16 protein-coding genes are annotated in these 19,739 nt (G+C 67.0%); 7 read left to right on the forward strand and 9 right to left on the reverse strand.

What is annotated here, in order from left to right:
• Positions 1 to 26: 26 nt before the first annotated feature.
• From MUN23_RS09545 to MUN23_RS09555, 3 genes are read left to right on the forward strand one after another with little or no spacing between them, the layout of a single operon-like run.
• Positions 27 to 803 carry an SDR family NAD(P)-dependent oxidoreductase gene (locus MUN23_RS09545; protein WP_248763566.1) on the forward strand — a complete coding sequence of 259 codons (777 nt, stop codon included), beginning with the start codon at positions 27 to 29 and terminating at the stop codon, positions 801 to 803.
• 35 nt (positions 804 to 838) lie between these two features.
• Entirely contained in the window at positions 839 to 2,602 is a 1,764-nt protein-coding gene (locus MUN23_RS09550; RefSeq protein WP_248763567.1) for a dihydroxyacetone kinase family protein, read from the forward strand.
• The gene (locus MUN23_RS09555; protein WP_248763568.1) at positions 2,599 to 3,105 is read left to right on the forward strand and encodes an RpiB/LacA/LacB family sugar-phosphate isomerase; all 507 of its coding nucleotides are present in this window, start codon (positions 2,599 to 2,601) and stop codon (positions 3,103 to 3,105) included. The genes MUN23_RS09550 and MUN23_RS09555 overlap by 4 nt, the downstream gene beginning before the upstream one ends.
• Before the next feature lie 103 nt (positions 3,106 to 3,208).
• On the opposite strand, the gene MUN23_RS09560 is transcribed toward MUN23_RS09555, so the two are convergent.
• From MUN23_RS09560 to MUN23_RS09570, 3 genes are all read right to left on the reverse strand, one after another.
• On the reverse strand, positions 3,209 to 4,213 hold the full coding sequence (locus MUN23_RS09560) for an aldo/keto reductase family protein (protein ID WP_248763569.1): 1,005 nt from the start codon (positions 4,211 to 4,213) through the stop codon (positions 3,209 to 3,211).
• An 80-nt stretch (positions 4,214 to 4,293) separates the two neighbouring features.
• Positions 4,294 to 5,358, reverse strand: coding sequence for an aldo/keto reductase (locus MUN23_RS09565; protein WP_248763570.1), 1,065 nt, complete (start codon positions 5,356 to 5,358; stop codon positions 4,294 to 4,296).
• Between the two features lie 171 nt (positions 5,359 to 5,529).
• Positions 5,530 to 6,408 (reverse strand): hypothetical protein, encoded by an 879-nt coding sequence (locus tag MUN23_RS09570; RefSeq protein ID WP_248763571.1) that lies wholly within the window; start codon positions 6,406 to 6,408, stop codon positions 5,530 to 5,532.
• Positions 6,409 to 6,637: 229 nt separating this feature from the next.
• Here MUN23_RS09570 and MUN23_RS09575 point away from each other — a divergent pair, with 229 nt between their 5' ends.
• On the forward strand, positions 6,638 to 7,039 hold the full coding sequence (locus tag MUN23_RS09575) for a YchJ family protein (RefSeq protein ID WP_248763572.1): 402 nt from the start codon (positions 6,638 to 6,640) through the stop codon (positions 7,037 to 7,039).
• Here the strand turns inward: MUN23_RS09575 and MUN23_RS09580 are convergent.
• The 4 genes from MUN23_RS09580 to MUN23_RS09595 all read right to left on the reverse strand — a co-directional run bounded on the left by MUN23_RS09580 (position 7,036) and on the right by MUN23_RS09595 (position 10,878).
• Positions 7,036 to 7,857, reverse strand: coding sequence for a hypothetical protein (locus tag MUN23_RS09580; RefSeq protein WP_248763573.1), 822 nt, complete (start codon positions 7,855 to 7,857; stop codon positions 7,036 to 7,038). The genes MUN23_RS09575 and MUN23_RS09580 overlap by 4 nt on opposite strands.
• Before the next feature lie 51 nt (positions 7,858 to 7,908).
• The gene (locus tag MUN23_RS09585) at positions 7,909 to 9,939 is read right to left on the reverse strand and encodes an acyl-CoA dehydrogenase family protein (RefSeq protein ID WP_248763574.1); all 2,031 of its coding nucleotides are present in this window, start codon (positions 9,937 to 9,939) and stop codon (positions 7,909 to 7,911) included.
• 63 nt (positions 9,940 to 10,002) lie between these two features.
• Entirely contained in the window at positions 10,003 to 10,302 is a 300-nt protein-coding gene (locus MUN23_RS09590) for a hypothetical protein (protein ID WP_058930786.1), read from the reverse strand.
• 171 nt (positions 10,303 to 10,473) lie between these two features.
• The gene (locus MUN23_RS09595) at positions 10,474 to 10,878 is read right to left on the reverse strand and encodes a PepSY domain-containing protein (protein ID WP_248763575.1); all 405 of its coding nucleotides are present in this window, start codon (positions 10,876 to 10,878) and stop codon (positions 10,474 to 10,476) included.
• 151 nt (positions 10,879 to 11,029) lie between these two features.
• On the opposite strand from MUN23_RS09595, the gene MUN23_RS09600 reads away from it, so the two are divergent.
• The 3 genes from MUN23_RS09600 to MUN23_RS09610 are packed head-to-tail and all read left to right on the forward strand — an operon-like array spanning position 11,030 to position 16,976.
• Positions 11,030 to 12,490: a DUF3375 family protein gene (locus MUN23_RS09600; RefSeq protein WP_248763576.1), complete on the forward strand. Its 1,461-nt coding sequence runs from the start codon at positions 11,030 to 11,032 to the stop codon at positions 12,488 to 12,490.
• A 2-nt stretch (positions 12,491 to 12,492) separates the two neighbouring features.
• Positions 12,493 to 13,530, forward strand: coding sequence for a DUF4194 domain-containing protein (locus MUN23_RS09605; RefSeq protein WP_371876009.1), 1,038 nt, complete (start codon positions 12,493 to 12,495; stop codon positions 13,528 to 13,530).
• Positions 13,527 to 16,976 carry an ATP-binding protein gene (locus MUN23_RS09610; protein WP_248763577.1) on the forward strand — a complete coding sequence of 1,150 codons (3,450 nt, stop codon included), beginning with the start codon at positions 13,527 to 13,529 and terminating at the stop codon, positions 16,974 to 16,976. Before MUN23_RS09605 ends, MUN23_RS09610 begins: the two co-directional genes overlap by 4 nt.
• Positions 16,977 to 17,083: 107 nt before the next feature.
• On the opposite strand, the gene MUN23_RS09615 is transcribed toward MUN23_RS09610, so the two are convergent.
• Together MUN23_RS09615 and MUN23_RS09620 are read right to left on the reverse strand one after the other, a co-directional pair.
• Entirely contained in the window at positions 17,084 to 17,629 is a 546-nt protein-coding gene (locus tag MUN23_RS09615) for a TetR/AcrR family transcriptional regulator (protein ID WP_248763578.1), read from the reverse strand.
• Positions 17,626 to 19,617, reverse strand: coding sequence for an MFS transporter (locus tag MUN23_RS09620; protein WP_248763579.1), 1,992 nt, complete (start codon positions 19,615 to 19,617; stop codon positions 17,626 to 17,628). The genes MUN23_RS09615 and MUN23_RS09620 overlap by 4 nt, the downstream gene beginning before the upstream one ends.
• Between the last annotated feature and the right edge of the window lie 122 nt (positions 19,618 to 19,739).

Genomic DNA, 19,739 nt, shown 5'->3' on the forward strand with positions numbered 1-19,739 from the left:
CACCACCAAGTAATCCAAGGAGCATCATGACCACCACCATCCAGCGCACCGCCGTCCTCACCGGGGCAACCTCGGACCGCGGCATCGGCATCACCACCGCCCGCCGCTATGCCAGCCAGGGCTGGGCGGTGGTGATCCTGGACCTCGACGGCGAGAAGTCCGCCAAGGTCGCCGCCGATATCGGCAATGAGTTCAACGTGCCTGCCTTCGGCCACGAGATCGACGTCGCCAACGAAGGCTCCGTCAACATCGCCTACGCAGCAGTCAATGCGGAGATTACTGCCGGCATCCTGCCCCCGGTCGGAGCCCTTGCCAACATCGCCGGCATCACCTCCCCGGTCCCGTTCCTGGAGACCACGCTGGACCTCTGGCACAAGGTGATGGATGTCAACGCCACCGGAACGTACCTGGTCACCAAGGCGTTCCTGCCGGACATGATCGCCAACGGCTGGGGCCGGATCGTCAACATGTCCTCAGTGTCCGCTCAGCGCGGCGGCGGCGTGTTCGGCAAGGTCCCCTACTCAGCAGCCAAGGCCGCGATCCTGGGCCTCACCAAGGCGCTGGCCCGGGAAATCGGCGCCACCGGCGTCACCGTTAACGCCATCACGCCCGGCGCCGTGGACACCAACATCCGGGTGGGCAGCACTGACGAGCAGGAAGCCGCCATCAACGCCGGCATCCCCCTGGGCCGGAATGCCACCACCGAAGAGATCGCGGCCGTCATCACGTTCCTGTCCTCCGAGGAATCCGCGTACCTCACCGGAACCACCATCGACATCAACGGCGGAAGCCACATCCACTAACAGCCCGCCCCGGCGCAAACGTCAGAGAGCCCACCATGACCAAGATTTTCAATGATCCCTCCGAATTCGCAGAAGAGGCCCTTGCCGGATTCTGCGACGTCTATTCCGGGCTGGTGCGCCAGGTCCCCGGCGGCGCCGTGCGGCGCCACCGTCCGGCGAACCCCAAGGTTGCCGTCCTCGCCGGCGGCGGTTCCGGGCACTACCCGGCGTTCGCCGGGCTGATCGGCACCGGACTGGCCGACGGCGCCGTGGTCGGCAACATCTTCACGTCGCCTTCGGCGCAGCAGGCCTACGCCGTGGCCAAGTCCGCGGATTCGGGCGCCGGCGTTGTCTTCACCTACGGCAACTACGCCGGGGACGTGATGAACTTCGGCATGGCCAGCGAACGCCTCGCCGCCGAAGGGATCCAGGTTGAGAACGTCCTGGTCACGGACGACATCGCCAGCGCGCCCCCGTCGGAATCCGACAAACGCCGCGGCATCGCCGGTGACTTCACGGTCTTCAAGATCATGGGTGCTGCCGCTGAAGCGGGCGCTGACCTGGCCGACGTCGTCCGCCTGGGCCGGAAAGCCAACAGCCTGACGCGGACCATCGGCAGCGCTTTCCACGGCTGTACGTTCCCCGGCGCGGACGCCCCGCTGTTTACGCTCCAGGACAAGCAGATGGGCCTCGGCCTGGGAATCCACGGCGAGCCCGGCCTGTTCGACACCGATTTGCCGTCCGCCAAGGAACTCGGCCAGGAATTTGTGTCCCGGCTGCTGGCCGAAACCCCGCCCGGTGCCGGCGACCGGCTTGCAGTGATCCTCAACGGGCTGGGGTCCACCAAGCACGAGGAGCTCTTTGTCCTCTGGCTGACCGTGGCCCTTCTCCTCCGCGACGCCGGCTACACCCTGGTGATGCCCGAGGTGGGGGAGCTCGTCACCAGCCTCGACATGTCCGGTGTCTCCCTCACCATCACCTGGCTGGACGAGGAGCTGGAACCGCTCTGGACGGCGCCCGCGGAAACCCCTGCCTACCGCCGGGGAACTGCCGCCGTCCAGTTAGGGGCCGCCTCCGGCCAGGAAACGTCCGACGCCGGGACCGCCGACGTGCCATTCGAGGCCGACGGCGACTCCCGCGCCTACGCCGTCCAGTGCGTTGCGGCGCTCGAAGCCGCCCGTCAATCACTACATGCGGCCGAGTCGCGGCTGGGTGATCTCGATGCGGTGGCCGGCGACGGCGACCACGGCCGGGGAATGGTCCGCGGGATCGACGCCGCCGCCACAGCAGGTGCCGCGGCGGGTACCCGGGGTGCCGGGGCGGGCTCGGTCCTGATCGCCGCCGGTGACGCCTGGGCAGACAAGGCCGGCGGCACTTCCGGGGTTCTGTGGGGTGCGGGGCTGCGGGCGTTGGGTGAATCGCTGGGGAACCAGCGGACCCCTGGCGCCGAGGAACTGGCGGCCGGCATGAGCGCCTTCGCAGCCAGGATCACTGACCTGGGGAAGGCCGGACCGGGCGATAAGACCATGGTGGATGCGCTGCTGCCGTTCACTGAAACGCTTACCCGCCTCGTCCAGGAGGGCGCAGAACCGCGTCAGGCCTGGGCTTCAGCGGCCCTTGATGCTGTGGCGGCGGCCGAAGCCACGGCCGCACTCCGCCCACTGAAGGGACGGGCGCGGCCACTCGCGGAAAAGAGCCTGGGCACGCCGGACCCCGGAGCGACGTCACTCGCGATGATTTTCACCGTCATGGGGCCGTTCCTGGCAGGTTCGGGCCAATCAGCCACCACCTCCAGCGAGACCGCAGGAGCACTTTCATGACCACGGAGCCAGTAACGCCCACTCCAGCAACGCCCGGACTGCGCCTGGTCCTGGGGGCCGACGAGGCCGGCGTCGACTACAAGAACCGCATCCTGGCAGACCTGCAGGCCGATCCGAGGATCAGCGAGATCATCGATATCGGCGTCAACCGGAGCGATGCCGCGGAGGACTTCGTCCGGCCCTACCCGTACGTTGGCATCGCGGCGGGAGAGCTGATCCGCGACGGAAAGGCCGACCGCGCCATCCTGTTCTGCGGCACGGGAATCGGCGTGGCGATCGCCGCCAACAAGGTGGACGGCATCCGTGCCACCACGGCCCATGATTCGTTCTCGGTGGAGCGGTCCGTCCTGTCCAATGACTGCCAGGTCCTCACCATGGGGCAGCGCGTGGTGGGAGTGGAGCTGGCCAGCAGGCTGGCCCGCGAATGGATCGGCTACACGTTTGATCCGAGCTCTGCTTCGGCGGACAAGGTCAAGGTGCTCACGGACTTCGAGGGCTGCTGAGCCTGTAGCACCCGTACGCCAGCCCGGAGTTTTTGTCCAGATAACGGGGCCGTTCGAGCGTTTTCCGGCCATTATCTGGACAAAAACTCCAGGAGGGGAGCTCCTACGCTTCGCGCGTGGCGGGGGACTTGGTCTGCGCCGGATCGCGTTCCGCCAGTGAGCCGATGGCGTCGTCGATCTTCTTCATGGTCTGCGGCTCCAGCGTCACACCCGCGGCGGCCACGGTGTCTGCGAGCTGCTCAGGGCGCGACGCCCCGACGATGGCGGAGGCAACGTTCGGGTTCTGCAGCACCCAGGCAACCGCGAGCTGGGGCAGGGAGAGCCCGGCTTCCGCGGCGATCGGCTTGAGGTCCTGGACACCCGCGAGGACGTCGTCACGCATCCAGCGCTCGATCATCCTGGCGCCGCCCTTGTCATCCGTGGCGCGGCTGCCCGCGGGTGCTGGCTGGCCGGGCAGGTACTTGCCGCTCAGCACGCCCTGCGCCATGGGGGACCAGACAATCTGGGACACCCCCAGTTCTTCCGACGCCGGCACAACCTCGGACTCTATGACGCGCCAGAGCATGGAGTACTGGGGCTGGTTGGAGATCAGCTGGAAACCCAGTTCCTTGGACAGCGCGTGGCCGTCCCGGAGCTGCTCCGCGGTCCATTCGCTGACGCCGATGTACAGCGCCTTGCCCTGCCGCACAATGTCCGCGAACGCCTGCATGGTCTCTTCCAGGGGCGTCTCGAAGTCGTACCGGTGGGCCTGGTAGAGGTCCACGTAGTCCGTCTGGAGCCGGCTGAGTGAGCCGTTGATCGAGTCCATGATGTGCTTGCGGGACAGGCCAACATCGTTTTTGCCCTTGGGCCCGGTGGGGCCGTAGACCTTGGTGAAAATCTCCAGGGACTCGCGGCGTTCGCCCTTCAGCGCCTCGCCGAGGACGGTTTCGGCGGCGGTGTTCGCATAAACATCCGCCGTATCAAAGGTGCTGATGCCGGCGTCGAGCGCTGCGCGTACGCACTGGGTGGCGACGTCGTTCTCCACCTGGGAGCCGTGCGTCAGCCAGTTGCCGAACGTGATTTCCGAGACTTTGAAGCCGCTGTTTCCGAGGTATCTGAATTCCATGGTTTCCACGCTAGCGGAGATAGTTATTGAGGGAAAGGGCTTTCCGCAAACGCGCGACGGCGGTGCGGCCGCCCCCGCGATCAGCGGCGGCGGAGTTCCGCGTACTCCAGGGACGGCACTATCGCCCCGGCGTCGCGCTCCACGAAGTTGGTCCCGGGCGGCACCAGTTCGTCGATCGCATCCAGCACGGACTCGCCCAGGAGGGTGTCCGCGGCCTTGAGATAGGCCTTGAGATGGTCCTCGGTGCGCGGGCCGATGATCACACTGCTGACGGCGGGGTGGTTCAGCGCGAACCCGATGGAAAGTTCCACGAGCGAGATCTCCAGCTTGTCGGCCAGCCGGGCCAGCGCGTCCGCCGCCAGCAGCTTCCGCTCGCTGGACGGCCCGGAAATGTCGTAGCGTCCCGGCAGTGAATGGACTCGGGTGGGCGGTTTCCCGGCATCGAGGACGAACTCGCCGGACAACCAGCCCCCGGCCAGCGGACCGTAGGCGAGCACACCCAGGCCGTACTGCTGCGCAATGGGCAGGACATCGCGTTCGTTGCCGCGGACCAGCATCGAATACGGGACCTGGTTGGCTACGGGCGGGATCAGGTGGTTGGTGGTGGCCAGCCACTGGGCCTCCACGAGCTGCGCCGGGGTGAACACCGAGGTGCCGTAGTAGAGGATCTTCCCCTGCCGGATGAGGTCGTTCAGGGCGGTGATGGTCTCAAGCACGTCGGTGTTGTAGTCCGGCCGGTGCGCCTGGTACAGATCGATCCGGTCCGTCTGCAGCCGCCGGAGGCTGCCCTCCACCGCCTGCATGATCCAGCGCCGGGAGTTCCCCGAGTGGGCCGGGTTGGCGCTCATCTGGCCGTGGAACTTGGTGGCCAGGAAGACGTCGTCGCGGCGGCCGCGGAGCGCCCGGCCCACCACCTGTTCGGACTCACCCTGGGAGTACACGTCGGCGGTGTCCACCGCGGTGATGCCGGAGTCGAGGGCGGCCTGGATGATGCGGATGCTTTCATCCGCACCGGTGGGGGCGCCGCCTGCCTGGGGGCCGCCGGCCGCGCCGCCCGGGCCTTCGCCAAAGTTCATGGTGCCCAGTGTGAGCGGGCTGATGGGCGTGCCGGACCGCCCGAACACACGAAGTTCGCTGAGGCTCATCCCCGGCTCCTCACGATCGATTTCCCACGCGGATTGCTGTGGATCGTCACGACGCTACACAAATTCGGCGCTGTGGTGCAGGAAAGCGCCATGGTGCTTCGCTTTTCGTAGCACGGGGTAACGCGGGCCGGGGCAGTGACGGTTTGTGACGGCCCGGGAGCCGCACGGTCCTCAGCTCCGGTCGGCAGGCAGCTTGGCCTTGAGGACGTTCGCGTGGCCGGACAACGACAGCAGCGATCCGGTGTCCAGCAGGGACAGGGGCGCGGGGGTGGGCGGCTTCGTGAAGGAGCGGGCGGCCCCGAGGCCGGCGCTCTCATGGCTGGGGTTGTCGCGGTTGGAATTGTCCCGCGCAGGGTTGTCCTGGTGCAGCGCCGACTCCACCAGCGGAGCCACCGCTTCCACCTTCGCTGCGGGAACGGAGGGGCCGGGAAGATCGCGGACCGTGATCTTGATTTCGGGGGCGGCGGCCCGGGCGCGCGCCATGGCCCGGGCATCCGCTTCGGCCACCGCGGCAGCCCAGTCCTCGGCGAACACCGGGGGTTCCTTGCGGGCCGCGGTGAGCAGCGGGTGATGCTCCACCGCATGGTGGAAGCGGGGCCGGAGTTTGGAGGGTTTCAGGAAGGTGCGGGCGTCTTGAACGGCTTTGCGCCAGTTGCGCGGCGTGCTCACTGCGGCCACTGCGGCCGCGCCGTGGGCAAACATCGTGGACAGGGCCGCTCCGGTTGTCGTCCGTAGCGCGCCGGCCTTTGAGCCCAGCACCTCGGCGAGGGCCGGCTGGCCGGCAGACGGGGCGGCAGCGCCGTCGTCGTGCGTTTCAACGGGGGCGTCCGACGGCGGCGCGGAGTCCCCGGTCAGGCGGACCAGGGGGAGGGTTTCGTTTTTCGGGAGCCGGCCAAAGAGGGCCATGACGGTCAGCACAAACAGCCGCCCGACGCCGGCAAGCAGCAAGGTGATGACCACCAGCAGGAACAGGCCCAGGAACATCAGGAGCGCCAGGCCGAGGGTGCCGAAAAAAGTCAGGTTGAGAGCGATCGTCGTTGAATCTCCCACGTCATCTCTCCTCTCTGCCGGCGGCGGAGTCCGTCCCGGCACTCATCACCACGGGCAACAGCCCTCCTCCACCTTACGGACTATTTTTCCGTCCTGCCGCGCCCGGCGGGGTTCGTCCGAGGTTGTTTCGAAGCTGTTACCGGATATGACAACGCCGGCTGCGGCCTATAGTCGGAAGGGACCCACGAGGCCGCCGGACTGTTGTCCGGACAACCGCGACAGGAGCACCATGCCCGAGAATCCGAGCACCGCCGGCCCGTGCGTTTGCCTGTCCGGCGAGACCTACGCGGACTGCTGCGGGCGCTTCCACATCGGCGGGGCCGAAGCAGCCACGGCGGAGCAGCTGATGCGCTCCCGCTACAGCGCGTTTGTCCTGCTGGACGCCGACTACCTCCGGAAAACCTGGCATCCGGATACTGCGCCTTCGGACCTGGAACTGGACCCGGCCATGGAGTGGCGCCGCCTGGACATCCTCTCCACGAGCCGCGGCGGCCCGCTGGATACGGAGGGGACCGTGGAGTTCAAGGCCCACTTCCGGCACAACGGCCAACGCGGAGTCCACCACGAAACCAGCCGCTGTGTCCGTGAGAACCGCCGCTGGTACTACGTCGACGCCGTGATGCTCGCCTAGGCCCCGCTGTACGTTTCGTCCGGGGTGAAGCCGGCGCGGTCCACCTTGCGGTGGAAGTGCATGCCCGCTAGGCCGCCGAGCACGGCACCCACCAGCGCAACCAGGGCCACCACAACGGCGGCAATGATGCTGGTGAGGGTCAGTTCGCCTTCGTTGATGGGGATCCGTGGGAAGCTGTTCAAATTGGCGAGGACGTTGAACTGCTGGCCGGCGATGATGCCCAGCAGGGCAATCACAACCGCGGCGATCAGCGCCCAGATCCACACCATAAAACCCTGCCGGGCGCCGTTGAACCGTGCCATCCGGCCGGCAACGTAGCCACCGGAGTAGTAGGAGACGAACAGGACCACCAGCAGGACAATGATGCCCACCAGCCCGACGGCGCCGTTGGTCGTCACCTGGTTGACGGCCTCGTTGACGTCGGTGTTGTTCGCCAGCCCCACCGCGGTTCCCGCTGCGGCCACAAAGGCTGTGAGCAGGACGGCCATGCCGGTTGCAGCGAGCCAGCCGAAAAAGGCAGATCCCACCTTGACGCCGCCGAACTGTTCCTTCTCCCTGGCTACGGCCGTCTGCTGGTCGGTCAGGCGCGGATCCGTCAGGCGTGGATCCAGCACCGAAGCGTCGGCCACCGGCGTTTCGGCTGCCGGGGCATAGCCCTGCTCGGCATAGTCCTGCTCGGCATACGGCGCCGGCGTCTGATCGAAGGCGCGCGTGGGCTCGCCACTGGCGAAGGTTTGATCACGAGCAGTTTCATTCCGTAGATTCTTGTTCCGCGTCGTTGGCGGAACTCTGTCCTCTGGGTCCGTTTGGTTGCTCATGGGTCAACTCAACCACTGCTGACCAGCGATAACAAGGCTGCTTATGAGTTGCTAGCGGTACTTCCGGTGCAGGTTTTCCTTGCTGGATGCCCCCGGCGTGGCATCGGCGATCCACGGGCCGGTGCCCTCCGACTGGTCCAGTACGCCCGCCTCAAGCCAGGTGTAATCCCCGGCCAGGACGTTGCGCGAGAGGATGTGGTCGCCGTCGTCCGTGTTCCGCCACAGCTGGTCAAAGTACTCGTCAATCCGGACGCGGGCCTGCTCGCAATATGCCTCTGCCAGTTCGTAGGCGCTGGCGGCATGTTCGGGCGTGGTGCGAAGGATCATTTCGGCCCGGGAACAGCAGGCGGCCATGGCGAACAGCTCGGCGCCGATGTCCACCACCCTGCCCAGGAACGCCTGCTTGTACTCCAGCTTCGCCTGCCAGCGCCCCATGCCGTAGAACGTCTGGCGGGCCAGCCGGCGCGAGGACCGTTCCACGAAGCGCAGCTGCTTGGCCAGCCTGCCGAAGTCGCTGTACGACCGGGGATCCATTCCGGCGCCGGCCACCAGTTTGGGCAGCCAGCGGGCATAAAAACCTGAAGCCCCGACGGCGGCCCTCGCCTTGTCCTGGAGGCTCGCGTCCACGGACGCAAGGTCGCCCGCAGCGGCCAGGTGGGCGTCCACGGCTTCCCGGGCGATGAGGAGTTTCATGATCTCCGAGGAGCCCTCGAAGATCCGGTTGATCCGGAGGTCGCGCAGCTGCTGCTCGGCCGGAACCGCGCGTTCTCCCCGGGCTTCCAAGGACTCCGCCGTCTCGAAGCCGCGGCCGCCGCGGATCTGGACCAGTTCGTCGGCGATCCGGTAGCTGATCTCGGAGGACCACAGCTTGGCCAGGGCAGCCTCGATCCGCACGTCCTTCTGCCCGGCGTCGGCGAGTTCCGCGGACAGTTCGAAGACGGCGTCCAGGGCGAAGGCGGACGCGGCGATAAAGGCGATCTTCTTGCCCACGGCCTCGTGCTTGCCCACCGGCTGGCCCCACTGGGTGCGGGCGTTGGACCATTCCCGGGCGATCTTCAGGCTCCAGCGGCCGGACGCGACGCACAACGCCGGCAGGGAAAGCCGGCCCGTGTTCAGCGTGGTGAGGGCGATCTTCAGGCCCTGGCCCTCGCGGCCCAGCCTGTTTGCCGCCGGCACCCGCACCTGGTGGAAGCGGGTGACGCCGTTTTCGATCCCACGCAGCCCCATAAACGTGTTGCGGTTCTCCACGGTGATGCCGGGGGAGTCCATTTCCACCACAAAGGCGCTGATGCCGCCCTTATGTTCGGTGCCGTCCGCATCGGTGTGGGCCGGCACCACGGCCATCACCACCACGAGCTCGGCGATCACACCGTTGGTGGTCCAAAGTTTCACGCCGTCCAGGACGTAACTCCCGCCGTCGTCCGTGGGAACGGCGGTGCTGCCCATCCGGGCGGGATCGCTGCCCACGTCCGGTTCCGTCAGGAGGAAAGCCGTGATGGCGCCGCCGGCGCAGCGCGGCAGGTACTCGCGTTTCTGGTCCGGCGTGCCAAAGACCTTCACGGGCTCGGGGACGCCGATGGACTGGTGCGCGGAGATCAGGGCGCCAATGCTCGGGTGGACGCTGCCGAGCAGCGCCAGGGCCCGGCCGTAGTAGACCAGGGACAAGCCTAGTCCGCCGTACTCCTGCGGGATTTTCATGCCAAAGACGCCCAGGCCCGCCAGGCCCTGGAGGTACTCGTCCGGGATCCGGGCCTCGCGTTCGATCACGCGCCCGGACATGGTGCGGGCGTACGCGGTGAGGCGCTCCATGAAGGCCTCACCGCGTTCCACGTCATCGGCGTTCGCTTTCGGCCAGGGGTGGATGAGGCTGAGGTCGAAATTCCCCAGGTAGAGTCCCTTGGCGAAGCTGGGCCGCTCCCAGTCGAGTTCGCGGGAGGCTTCAGCAAGTGCCCGGGCGTCCGCCGCGGTGGCTTCGGGCCCGATATTGGCCGCGGCGACGGGGACTTCGGCGTCCGGGGCATCCGTGGCAGGAACTTCGGTGGCAGGTGGGTTCGTGGCGGGACTGTCAGTGGCGAAGCTCATGGGGTATCTCCTCTGACCGGGATGGCCGGTTCAAGCCATGGATCCGCCGGGTTGGAGAACCCTTCAGCTGTCTCTCAACATTACCCGCGGGTAGCTTCCAGTGCTAGGGGATGGCTGGCCCTGGAAGTCCCCCGGGGATCCGGCGGAGGCGTGGTGGACCAACCTGTCCCAGCCGCTGTTGATCCCGTGGACCACCGTCAGCAGCGTGGTGGAGGCGAGGAACCAGGCGAACTTGCCTACCCCAACCATGACCAGGGCCAGGAAGCCCGCTGTCAGGACGAAACCCACCAGAACCAGGGCAAACACCAGGGTTCCGATGAACACCATGGTGGCCGTCTCCACTGCACTTAAGTCGAACTGCATTGTTCCCCCTGCTGCGCCGTTGCTTCGGTTGAGATCAGTAGCATGAGCGTAGGGGTGCTGAGGCGTCCCAGCCAGACCTGCCCCGCCGTCATGGCGGGTTGATACGGGATCGCAATGCTACCGGGACGTAGGTCACGGAGCGGTCGCGGAAGTCACTGTCCGCGCGTGCCTTTAATCGTCGTCGAACTCCGGGGCGGCCTGGTTCAGGACCGCGAAGTCGGCGCCGAGCCCCACTTCAACCTGGGAACCGTTGTCCAGCCTGACTTCAACCTCGTACGCGACGTTCCCGTCATTTTCCCGTTCCACTTCGATGACACTGCCCTGGCCCACCCTGGCCAATGCGGCGTTCGCGGCCTGGTCATGGTCCGCAGTGTTAAGTGGTGCCAGATTGGAATCATCGTCCCGCTCGGGCCCCGGGACGGTGGACACCGGCACTGACCGGTCGACGTTGACCCCGATCTTGCTCAAGGGCTGATCTCCGCTGGTCCCGGTGCTCGCGGCGACCGCCACTGTCGCGCCACCCAGAATGACAGCCGCAGCCGCCAGGCCGGTGATCAGTACAGCTTTTTCACGCATGACAAACTCCTCTCAGGTGATCTAAACAGTGTGCTCCCGCGGCCAGCAAGGTACAACGAGTTTTCGGTCGCGGGGCCTGCGTTAACCTTGTAGTTGGCAGTTTTCGCGATCCGCGCTGCCCAACCATCCCCCAGCAGCTGAAGGAGAGCGCGTGCCCCGCTCCGCCAGGTCATCCGCTGACGCGATCAGTGCCCGGCTCCGGGACCTCGAACTCCTCACCAAGGGACCCGCCTGGGCCCTGACGCGCTCGGCGCCCTGGGTGATCGCGGTGCTGCAGGCATCCTTCACCCGCACACGTCCGCAGCTTCCGCTCGAGGAGTTCCACGCCGACGTCGACTCCTTCCTTGAGCAGCTCCGGCGCCAGGAGCCCGGGCCGGGTGGTGCCGCCATCGGCACGTCGTCCGGCAGGAACTATGCGGACGAGTGGACGCGCAAGCATTTCCTGACCCGCCGCAACCAGTCGGGGCAGATCGTTTACGAGGTGACCGAGCCGGCCGCCCGCGTGCTCGCCTTCCTGGACAGCCTTTCCAGCGAGCGGTCCACGCTGAACGGTTCCCGGCTGGGCACGCTCCTGGGCGACGTGGAGAAGCTGGCCAATGAGACCAATCCGGACCAGAGTGCCCGGCTGGAATCCCTTGAGGACGAGATCGGGGAACGGCAGCAGCTGATCCAGGACATCAGCTCCGGCGACTTTGACGGCCTGCTGGACGACGACGAAGCGGTGGAAGCCGCCGGGAACATCCTGGACCTCGCCGCCAGCCTGCCCGCCGACTACAAAAAGATGCGCGACCGCATCGAGGAACTGGTGGGCGAGCTGCGCAACCAGATCATCGAGGAGTCGCTGAGCAAAGGCGCCACCATGGCGCAGGTGCTCGACGCGGACAAGCGGCTGCGGCAGAGCCCCGAGGGCAGGACCTTCCGCTCCTTCACCGCATTCCTCGAAGACCCGCAGCAGCAGCTCCGGTTCCGGGCGGCCATCGGTGAGGTCCTCAGTCGGCAGTTCGCCGACGACCTTTCGCCGGAGGACCGCGAGACGCTCAAGAACCTGGTGGCCGAGCTCCGCCACCAGCACAGCCAGATCCAGCGGATCTACGGCAAGCTCAGCGAAAGCCTGAACACCTACGTCCAGAGCGACGACTTCCGCCAGTCCGTCCGCCTCCGGAAGGTGCTGCGCGAGGCCGAGCAGGCCATCAGGTCCCTGCCGTATGAACGCGAACGGCCGGGACTGGTCCGCGGTCCGGTGCTGTTCAACGCCGGGTTCGAATCGCTGGCCATGGTCAAGCTCTACGACCCGGACGAGTTCGCCGTTCCGCCCAAGCTGGCCGACCCCATCGCCTTCAGCGACTCAGACCGCGTGCGCTCGCCGAGAACAGGCAAAGCCCGCCCCGAGGCCATCCGGGCTGCCGTGGCCGGCGCGGCCACCCTGGCCGAGGCCTGGGGGCAGCTGCCGCCGGAGGAACAGCACATCAACTCCATCCGCGCACTCCTCTCGCACGCCCTCCAGGATGGCGCGGCCTTTGACCGCGACGCCTGGGATGGCCTGGACTACGAACAGATCGACGGCACCACCCGCACGGCGTACCTGCCGGTGGTCACCCTCAAGAAGGATTGACGATGACTGACCTTTCAAACCCCATGAGTTCAGCACCAGATGCCGCCCAGGGAGTGGCATCTAAGGGACCGGACGAGGGCCCCGATGCGAGCTTGCGAGTATTGGGAAGTCCTGACCCGCTATCGGAGCCGCGCGCTGGGCTGATCGAAGATCAGCTGCGCGGCGAAGGGGCGGGGGCGGCATTTGGTGCTGGACGGACCTCTACCATCACACCCCGGGACACGTTTGTGGACGGCGCGGCCCTGTTTCCCGGTGACACCGGCGTGCTCTCGATGAAAGTGCGCCAGGCGCTGGTCAAGCTGCTCAAGGGTCCGTACGTTGACGGCGGCCGCGACGAAAAGCTGTGGACCACGCTGCTGGACAACCAGATCATCCTGCGCAGCCGCCTGTCCGAGCTGTTCCTGACCCTGCAGCTGGACCACGAGCGCAAGATCGCCGTCCTGCGCCCGGTGGATCCTGAAGCCATCGGCGGCAGCAACCGGTCCAGCATCCTGCGCCAACAGCGTGCCCTGAGCCGGGTGGAAACCATCGTACTGCTCCGCCTGCGGATGCTGCTGGACCGCCACGTCACCGCCCAGACCGATGCCACCATCACCCGCGAGGAAATCGCAGACCTCGTGGCCCACTACCAGCCCGCCGGCCAGCAGGACGCGCTGCGCGATTCGGACGTGGTCACCCGGGCCATCACCAAGCTCCTGGCCCGCCAGCTGCTCCTCACCACCGGCCTGGACGACGTCTACACCATCTCCAACGCCCTCCCGCTGGCCCTCCCCTTCGAAAACATCGGCGACATCCCCGCCCAAATCGAAGCCCTGGTAGCCGCCACCGCAGACCCCACAGGCACAGAAGCGCTTATAGAGCTCGACGGCGAGAATCCCCTCCGCGCAGACGACGACACTGAGGACAACGAACCGGTGACTGACAACAGCGACGACTCCGGGGACATGCGGCAGCATGCGTCTAAGCGAGGAACGAGCGAGCATGCAGAGCATGTGTCCGGTGGTGGCGCGATAGCCGACCACGAAGAAGGAGACGCATGAGCATCGCAACCATGCTGCCGATGGGCGATCTCACGAACCCCGGTCAGATGCGCCTTGCGTTGGTGCAGGTGGTCAACTGGGGCACGTTCCATGGGGCGCACACAATGCACGTGGACCGGAACGGAACCCTGCTGACGGGCAACTCGGGCGTGGGCAAGTCCACGCTGTTTGACGCCATGCTGCGCGTATTCGATGCCCGGCCGCGCTCCAACGAGGCGGCGGCCCAGCGTGCCGGCGGTGCTGTGGAGGACAAGAGGACCACGTTCACGTACATGCGCGGCAAGGTGGGCGACAAGGCCGTTGGCGAAGGCTCCGCCAGCGCGTTCCAGCGGCCCGGCGCCACGTGGTCCGCTGTCGCCCTGACGTTTGATAACGCCGCGGGCACCCGCATCACGGTGTCCGCACTGTTCGACCTGCCCAAGAACGGCACGGAGTCCAGTGTTGGGCGTTTCTACGTGATCGACAGCAAGCCGCTGGACCTGCCGGCCATCGAGGACATCGCGGACAAGCGCTTCACCAAGGCTGCGCTGGAGACGATCTTCCCGGACGCCCAGATCTTCGATGTCCACAAGGCCTTCGCGGAGCGTTTCCGCCGGCTCCTCGGCATCAGTTCGGACCAGGCTCTGCCCCTGCTGCGCGTGATCCAGGCCGGCAAGGGCCTGGGCGGCAGCGTCAATACCTTCTTCCGCGACCAGGTCCTGGACGCCCCCGCCACCCTCGCCGCGGCCGACGACGTGGTGGAGGAATTCAGCAACCTCATGTCCATCCGGCAGCGGCTGGAGGACGTGCGGCAGCAGCGGGACCAGCTGGCCCCCGTGCCCGGCCTGAACAAGGAATACGCGCAGTCGCTGCTGGATGCGAACCGGCTCCGTGAGCTGTCCGGCGAGGAGTTCGAAGCCTACAAGCAGCAGCTCGCGGTCACGGTGCACGAGAAGACACTGGCCCGGTTCAAGGAGCTGGCCCAGGCGAAAGCCAAGGAACTGGGCGCGGAACGCTCCGTCCGCGACGGGCTGGCCAAGGATCTGCGCCAGCTGGAGACCGATTACAACAACCAGGGCGGCAACGCGATCTCCGCGATCGAGCAGTCGCTGGACAACGCCAACGTGGGTCTGCGGCTTCGCGAGCAGGTGGAGGAAGCGGCCCGCACGGCCCTGTCCGACGCCGGCCTGCAGCTGGAGTGGACCGCTGAGGGTTGGGAACAGGCCCACGAGCAGGCTGCCGCCAGGTCGGCCGAGCTTAAGGACGACTCGCAGGCCCTGCAGGAGCTCCGCTTCGAAGCCTTCGACGGCCACGCCACCAAAAAGCGCGAGCTGGCGGCGGCCCAGCAGGAGCTCGTGTCGCTGAAGACGCGCAAGTCCCTGCTGCCGCCGTCGAGCATTGAAAACCGCGCGGCAATCGCCGCGGCCACGGGCGTCCCGGAAGACCGGATGCCGTTCGGCGGCGAGCTGATGGACCTCGCTGAAGGGGAGGAGCAGTGGCGGCCGGCGGCGGAGCGCGCGCTCCGGAACCTCGCCACCACGCTGCTGGTCCCCGGCGAACACTTCGCCGCCGTGACCCGCTACCTCAACGACAACAAGGTACGCGGAGCCCTGCGCGCGGTGGACGTATCCAAACCGCTCGCGGGCGGCGCCCTCGCCGTGGAAGACGCGCACGACGGCGACCTGCTGACCAAGCTGGACATCCTCGCCAGCGGCGCGGTGGCGGACGCCGGGGAATGGATCCGGGAGCGGATCGCCCTCGATTTCGCTTACCCGTGCGTCGAGGACCCTAACGAGCTGGCCACCCTGGACAAGGGCCTGAGCCTGGGCGGTGTGGTCAAACGCAACCGGCACACGGTAGAGAAGGACGACCGTTTCACCGGTCGCCAGGACTACGTACTCGGGTTCGACAATGCTGCCAAGCTGGAACTTGTGGCCGCCCAGGTGGAGGACCTGCAGCAGGAACTCGCCAAGGCTGCCGAGCTGGCGCAGAGCCGTGAAGAGTCGCACCAGGGCATGAGCCGGCAGCTCGATGCCCTCCGCCGGATCGCGGAGGACCACCGGCCCTGGGAACAGGTGTCAGCTGCGGTCGCCGCCGATGAACTCGCCAGGATTGAACAGCGGCTCAAGGATGCCCTCGCGGCCCAGGCCGACCTGGAACCGCTGCGGGCCAACATCGAATCTGCCCGGCAGAAGCACCAGGCCAGCACCGAAGCAGCCGCCGTCCTGCAGAGCGAATACAAGGCACTGGACCGGCAAATGAGCGCTGCCGATTCGCTGCTGGAAGCCGCGCGTGCCCGCCTGGAGCAGGCGCCGCCGTCGGACGCCACAGTGACCGCGCTGGAACCGTACTTCACCGACTTCGGCGACGTCAGCGAGATGCATGAGCTGGACAACCTGGCCAACCGTGTCCGGACGGCGCTGCTAGGAGAGCTGCACGTGGCCGAGACGCGCGGGCAGGCGACCTCGGAGCGGCTGACCCGGATCTTCGAGGGTTTTGTGCGCGAGTGGGGTTCCGCGATTTCCGCGGACCACGGCACCTCCATCGGTGCGGCGGGGGAGTTCGAAGGCCGCTACCACGCCATCATCAGCGACGGCCTGCCCGCCCAGGAGTCCGAGTTCCGGCAGTTCTTCAACCAGCGCACGCACGAATCGTTCAGCACGCTGCTGCACCTGCTGGACGAGGAGCGGCGGTCCATCACCAGCCGCATCCTGCCGCTCAACGGCATCCTGTCCGAGGTCAACTTCCACGAGGGCAGCTTCCTGGAACTGGACATCAAGCAGACCCTGCCGGCCACGGCCAAGCAGTTCAAGGACGCCATCCAGAACGCGCTGAAGGCCCGGCACATGCGGCCCACCCGCGCCGGATCCGGCACGGTTTCCGGCCCGGAAGCCGGGGGAGGCGACGACGCCGAGCTCACCGCCCGCTACAAGACCCTCGAAACGCTCGTAAAGCGGCTCGGCTCACCCACCCCCGAGGACCGGCGCTGGCGCGCGGAAGTGCTGGACGTCCGCGGGCACCTGTTCATCCAGTGCAAGGAACACCGGGAAAACGGCAAGCGGACCGACGTGTACATGCACGCCGACACCGGCTCCATGTCCGGCGGCGAGCGGCAGCGCTTCACCGCGTTCATCATGGCCGCGGCGCTGAGCTACCAGCTGGGCATCGCCGAGCAGGGGTTCACCACGTACGGCACCGTGATGATGGATGAGGCGTTTGTGCTGGCCTCGGAGGAGTTTGCCGGCGCCGGGATCAAGGCGCTGCACGAGTTCGGCTTCCAGCTGCTGCTGGCCGCGCCGGAGAACGTGATCGACCTGTCCCGGCACCTGGGCTCCGTGACGGAGATCCTGCGGGACAAGCGCACCAACCGCTCCGGCGTGCTCACCGCCCCGGTGATCCGGCCCCGGCCCGGCGCGGAAGGTCAGTGGCGGTCCGAGGCGAACCCCGTGGACATCGTGCTCCGCTAGGTCAGACGCTCTCTCACTTAACGTGGGTTTTCCGCCGATGCTCTCTCACTTTCTTGAAGAAAGCGAGAGAGCGTTGGTGATTTTCCTGCGTTAAGTGAAAGAGCGTCTTAGCTGGCGGCGGTGCACGCGTCGATCTGGGCCTGGACGATTGCGCCGTAGTGTCCCACCAGCTCGTCAAAGTCCCAGCCGTCGAAAAGGCCCAGGGTGCGGACGGTCTCGCCGAAGCCGGTCATCAGGGCCACCACGGTGGAGGCGAACCGGCGCTCCGGTGTGGTGTCCCCGATGAGCCGGACGATGGCGGTGAGGTACCTTTCGCGGATATCCGTCCGGGCGGCCTCGGGGTCGGGAGAGTCCAGGACGGCGAACGGGATGATGGCCCACGGCTCCTGCACTCCGCGTTCCCGGCGCATCAACACACGGAACACGAGGGCCCTGCCGAGCTCCGACGTCGGGACTTCCAGTTCGGTGAGCAGCGACTCGTCCGGCTGCACGGCGGCATAGAGCTTTTCCTTGGAAACGAAGAGTTTCATGACCAGGGCGGCCGAAACGCCCGCGTCCGCGGCGATGTCCCGCACCGTGACGGCGCGGTAGCCGCGTTCACCGAAAAGGCGTCCGGCGGCGCTGAAGATCGCGTCGTGGCTGGGGCTGCTCATGCGCCCACCGGTTCCATGGACTTTTCCTCCACGCGAGGCGCGGCGAGATCAACGGTGACCGAGCGGTTGTCCACCGCGAGCTTCCGGGCCATGGCCTGATGTGTGGCCGGGTTAACCATGGTCACAACGTAGCGGCCGGCGGCGGGCAGCGGAAACGCGTACGCGCCGTCGTCGTCCGAGATTGTGGTGTCCACGTAGCCGCCGCTTGCCTCGAGGAGCGTCACCACCGCGCCCGCCACAGCCTCGCTGCCGGCGGTGACCCGTCCGCCGATCTCCAGCCGGTCCCGAAGCAGGAAGTTCTGGTGCAGGGTACGTCCGTCGAAGTCGAAAACGTCGGCCGTGGGCGCCCAGCCTGCCGCGTTGGTCACGATGAGGTATTTCCCGGCGCCGGGGAGGGCCACCGAATAGTTGCCTTCCGTGTCCACCCGGCTCCAGTCCACCGGCTCGCCGGCGGTCTGAAGCACGGTCACGACGGCGGGAGCGACGGGGCGGTGGTCAGGGGCAAGGACGCGGCCCCGCACCACAATTTCGGTGGTGTTCACGGAGGCGGCCGTGGCGGAAACGGGCGCGGCCTGCCGGTGGGCCGCGGTGGCTTTCGGGATGAAGACCGTGGCCGCCACCGATGCTGCCGCTGCCAGAGCGGCCAGCCAGAACACGTCCTTGAAAGCGTCGAAGGACGGAAGGTGCACGGCTCCCACCGTCATGCTGACCGAGGTGAGGACCGCGGCAACCGCGGCGCTCGACGTCGACGTGCCGATGGACCGGACCAGGCTGTTCAGTCCATTGGCCGAGGCGGTCTCGGTAATCGGCACCACGCCCATGATCAGAGTGGGCATGGCGGCATAGGCGATGGCTGTGCCCACGCTGACCACGGTTGAGCCGATGATCACCCAGGCGATGGAGTCGTAGAAGAAGACGCGGCCCACGTACCCCACGATCATCACAACGCCGCCGGCGATGAGCGCGGATTTGCCGCCGAAGACGCGGATGATGCGCCCGGACACCGGGGCGAAGATCACCATCGCGAGCCCGGACGGGACCATGCACAGCCCTGCGGTGATGACGTTCAGCCCGAAACCGTACCCCGTGGCGGTAGGCAGCTGGAGCTGCTGGGTGGTGAGGAGCATGTTGGCGAACATGGCGAAGCCGATGAGCAGCGAGGCCACGTTGGTCATGAGCACCGGTCTGCGGCCCGATGTCCGCAGGTCAACCATCGGCTGGCTGACTTTCAGCTCGTACGGGACCCAAGCAGCCAGGAGTATTGCGGCCGTGAGGAACAGCAGCAGCACCGGCTCCGAGCCCCAGCCCCAGGCGCCGCCCTTGGAGATCGCCAGCAGCAGGGCGGCCAGCGCTGCCGAGAGCACCAGTGCTCCCGCGTAGTCGAACCGCCCGGGGGTGCGGACCTTGGATTCGGGAACCACCAGCGCCACGGCAACAAGCAGCAGTGCGCCCGCGGCAGCGGAAACCCAGAAGATCGAGGCCCACCCCAGGCTCTCGTACAGCACTCCGGCCAGGGGGAGGCCCATGGCGCTGCCGATTCCCAGCGTGGCGCTCATCAAGGCAACGGCGGAGCCCATCTTCTCCTTGGGCAGTTCATCGCGCATGATGCTGATGCCCACCGGAATTAGGGCCGATGCGAAGCCCTGGAGCGTCCGGCCGATGACCAGCCACAGGAAGGATCCGCCAACCGCGGCAATGACCGAGCCGGCCACCATGATCGCCAGGCAAACCACCATCATCTTGCGCTTGCCGTACATGTCCGCGCTGCGGGACACGATGGGCGTTGCCACGGCGCTGGCGAGCAGGGTGGCGGTCACCAGCCAGGAGGCGTCGTCGGCGGTGATACCCAGGATCCGGGGAAAATCCGGAAGGAGGGGCACTACCAGGGTTTGCATAAGGGCTACCACCGTGCCGCTAAGGGCCAGGACGGCGGTGATGGCGGACGGGGACGGGCCCCGGGTGGTGTTCAGGGCGTTGGAACGCGGCATCAGGTGCTTTCAGGTGTGGGCTGGGATGGGGCGCGGCACGGTGAACGCGTGTTTACCCCCTTAAGAGTGAACCACCGTTCACCCCCGACCGGCAATGACCTTCCGCTATATGTTGCGTCACA

Origin of the sequence: Pseudarthrobacter sp. SSS035, assembly GCF_023273875.1 — a bacterium.
In the GTDB taxonomy this organism is placed as follows: domain Bacteria; phylum Actinomycetota; class Actinomycetes; order Actinomycetales; family Micrococcaceae; genus Arthrobacter.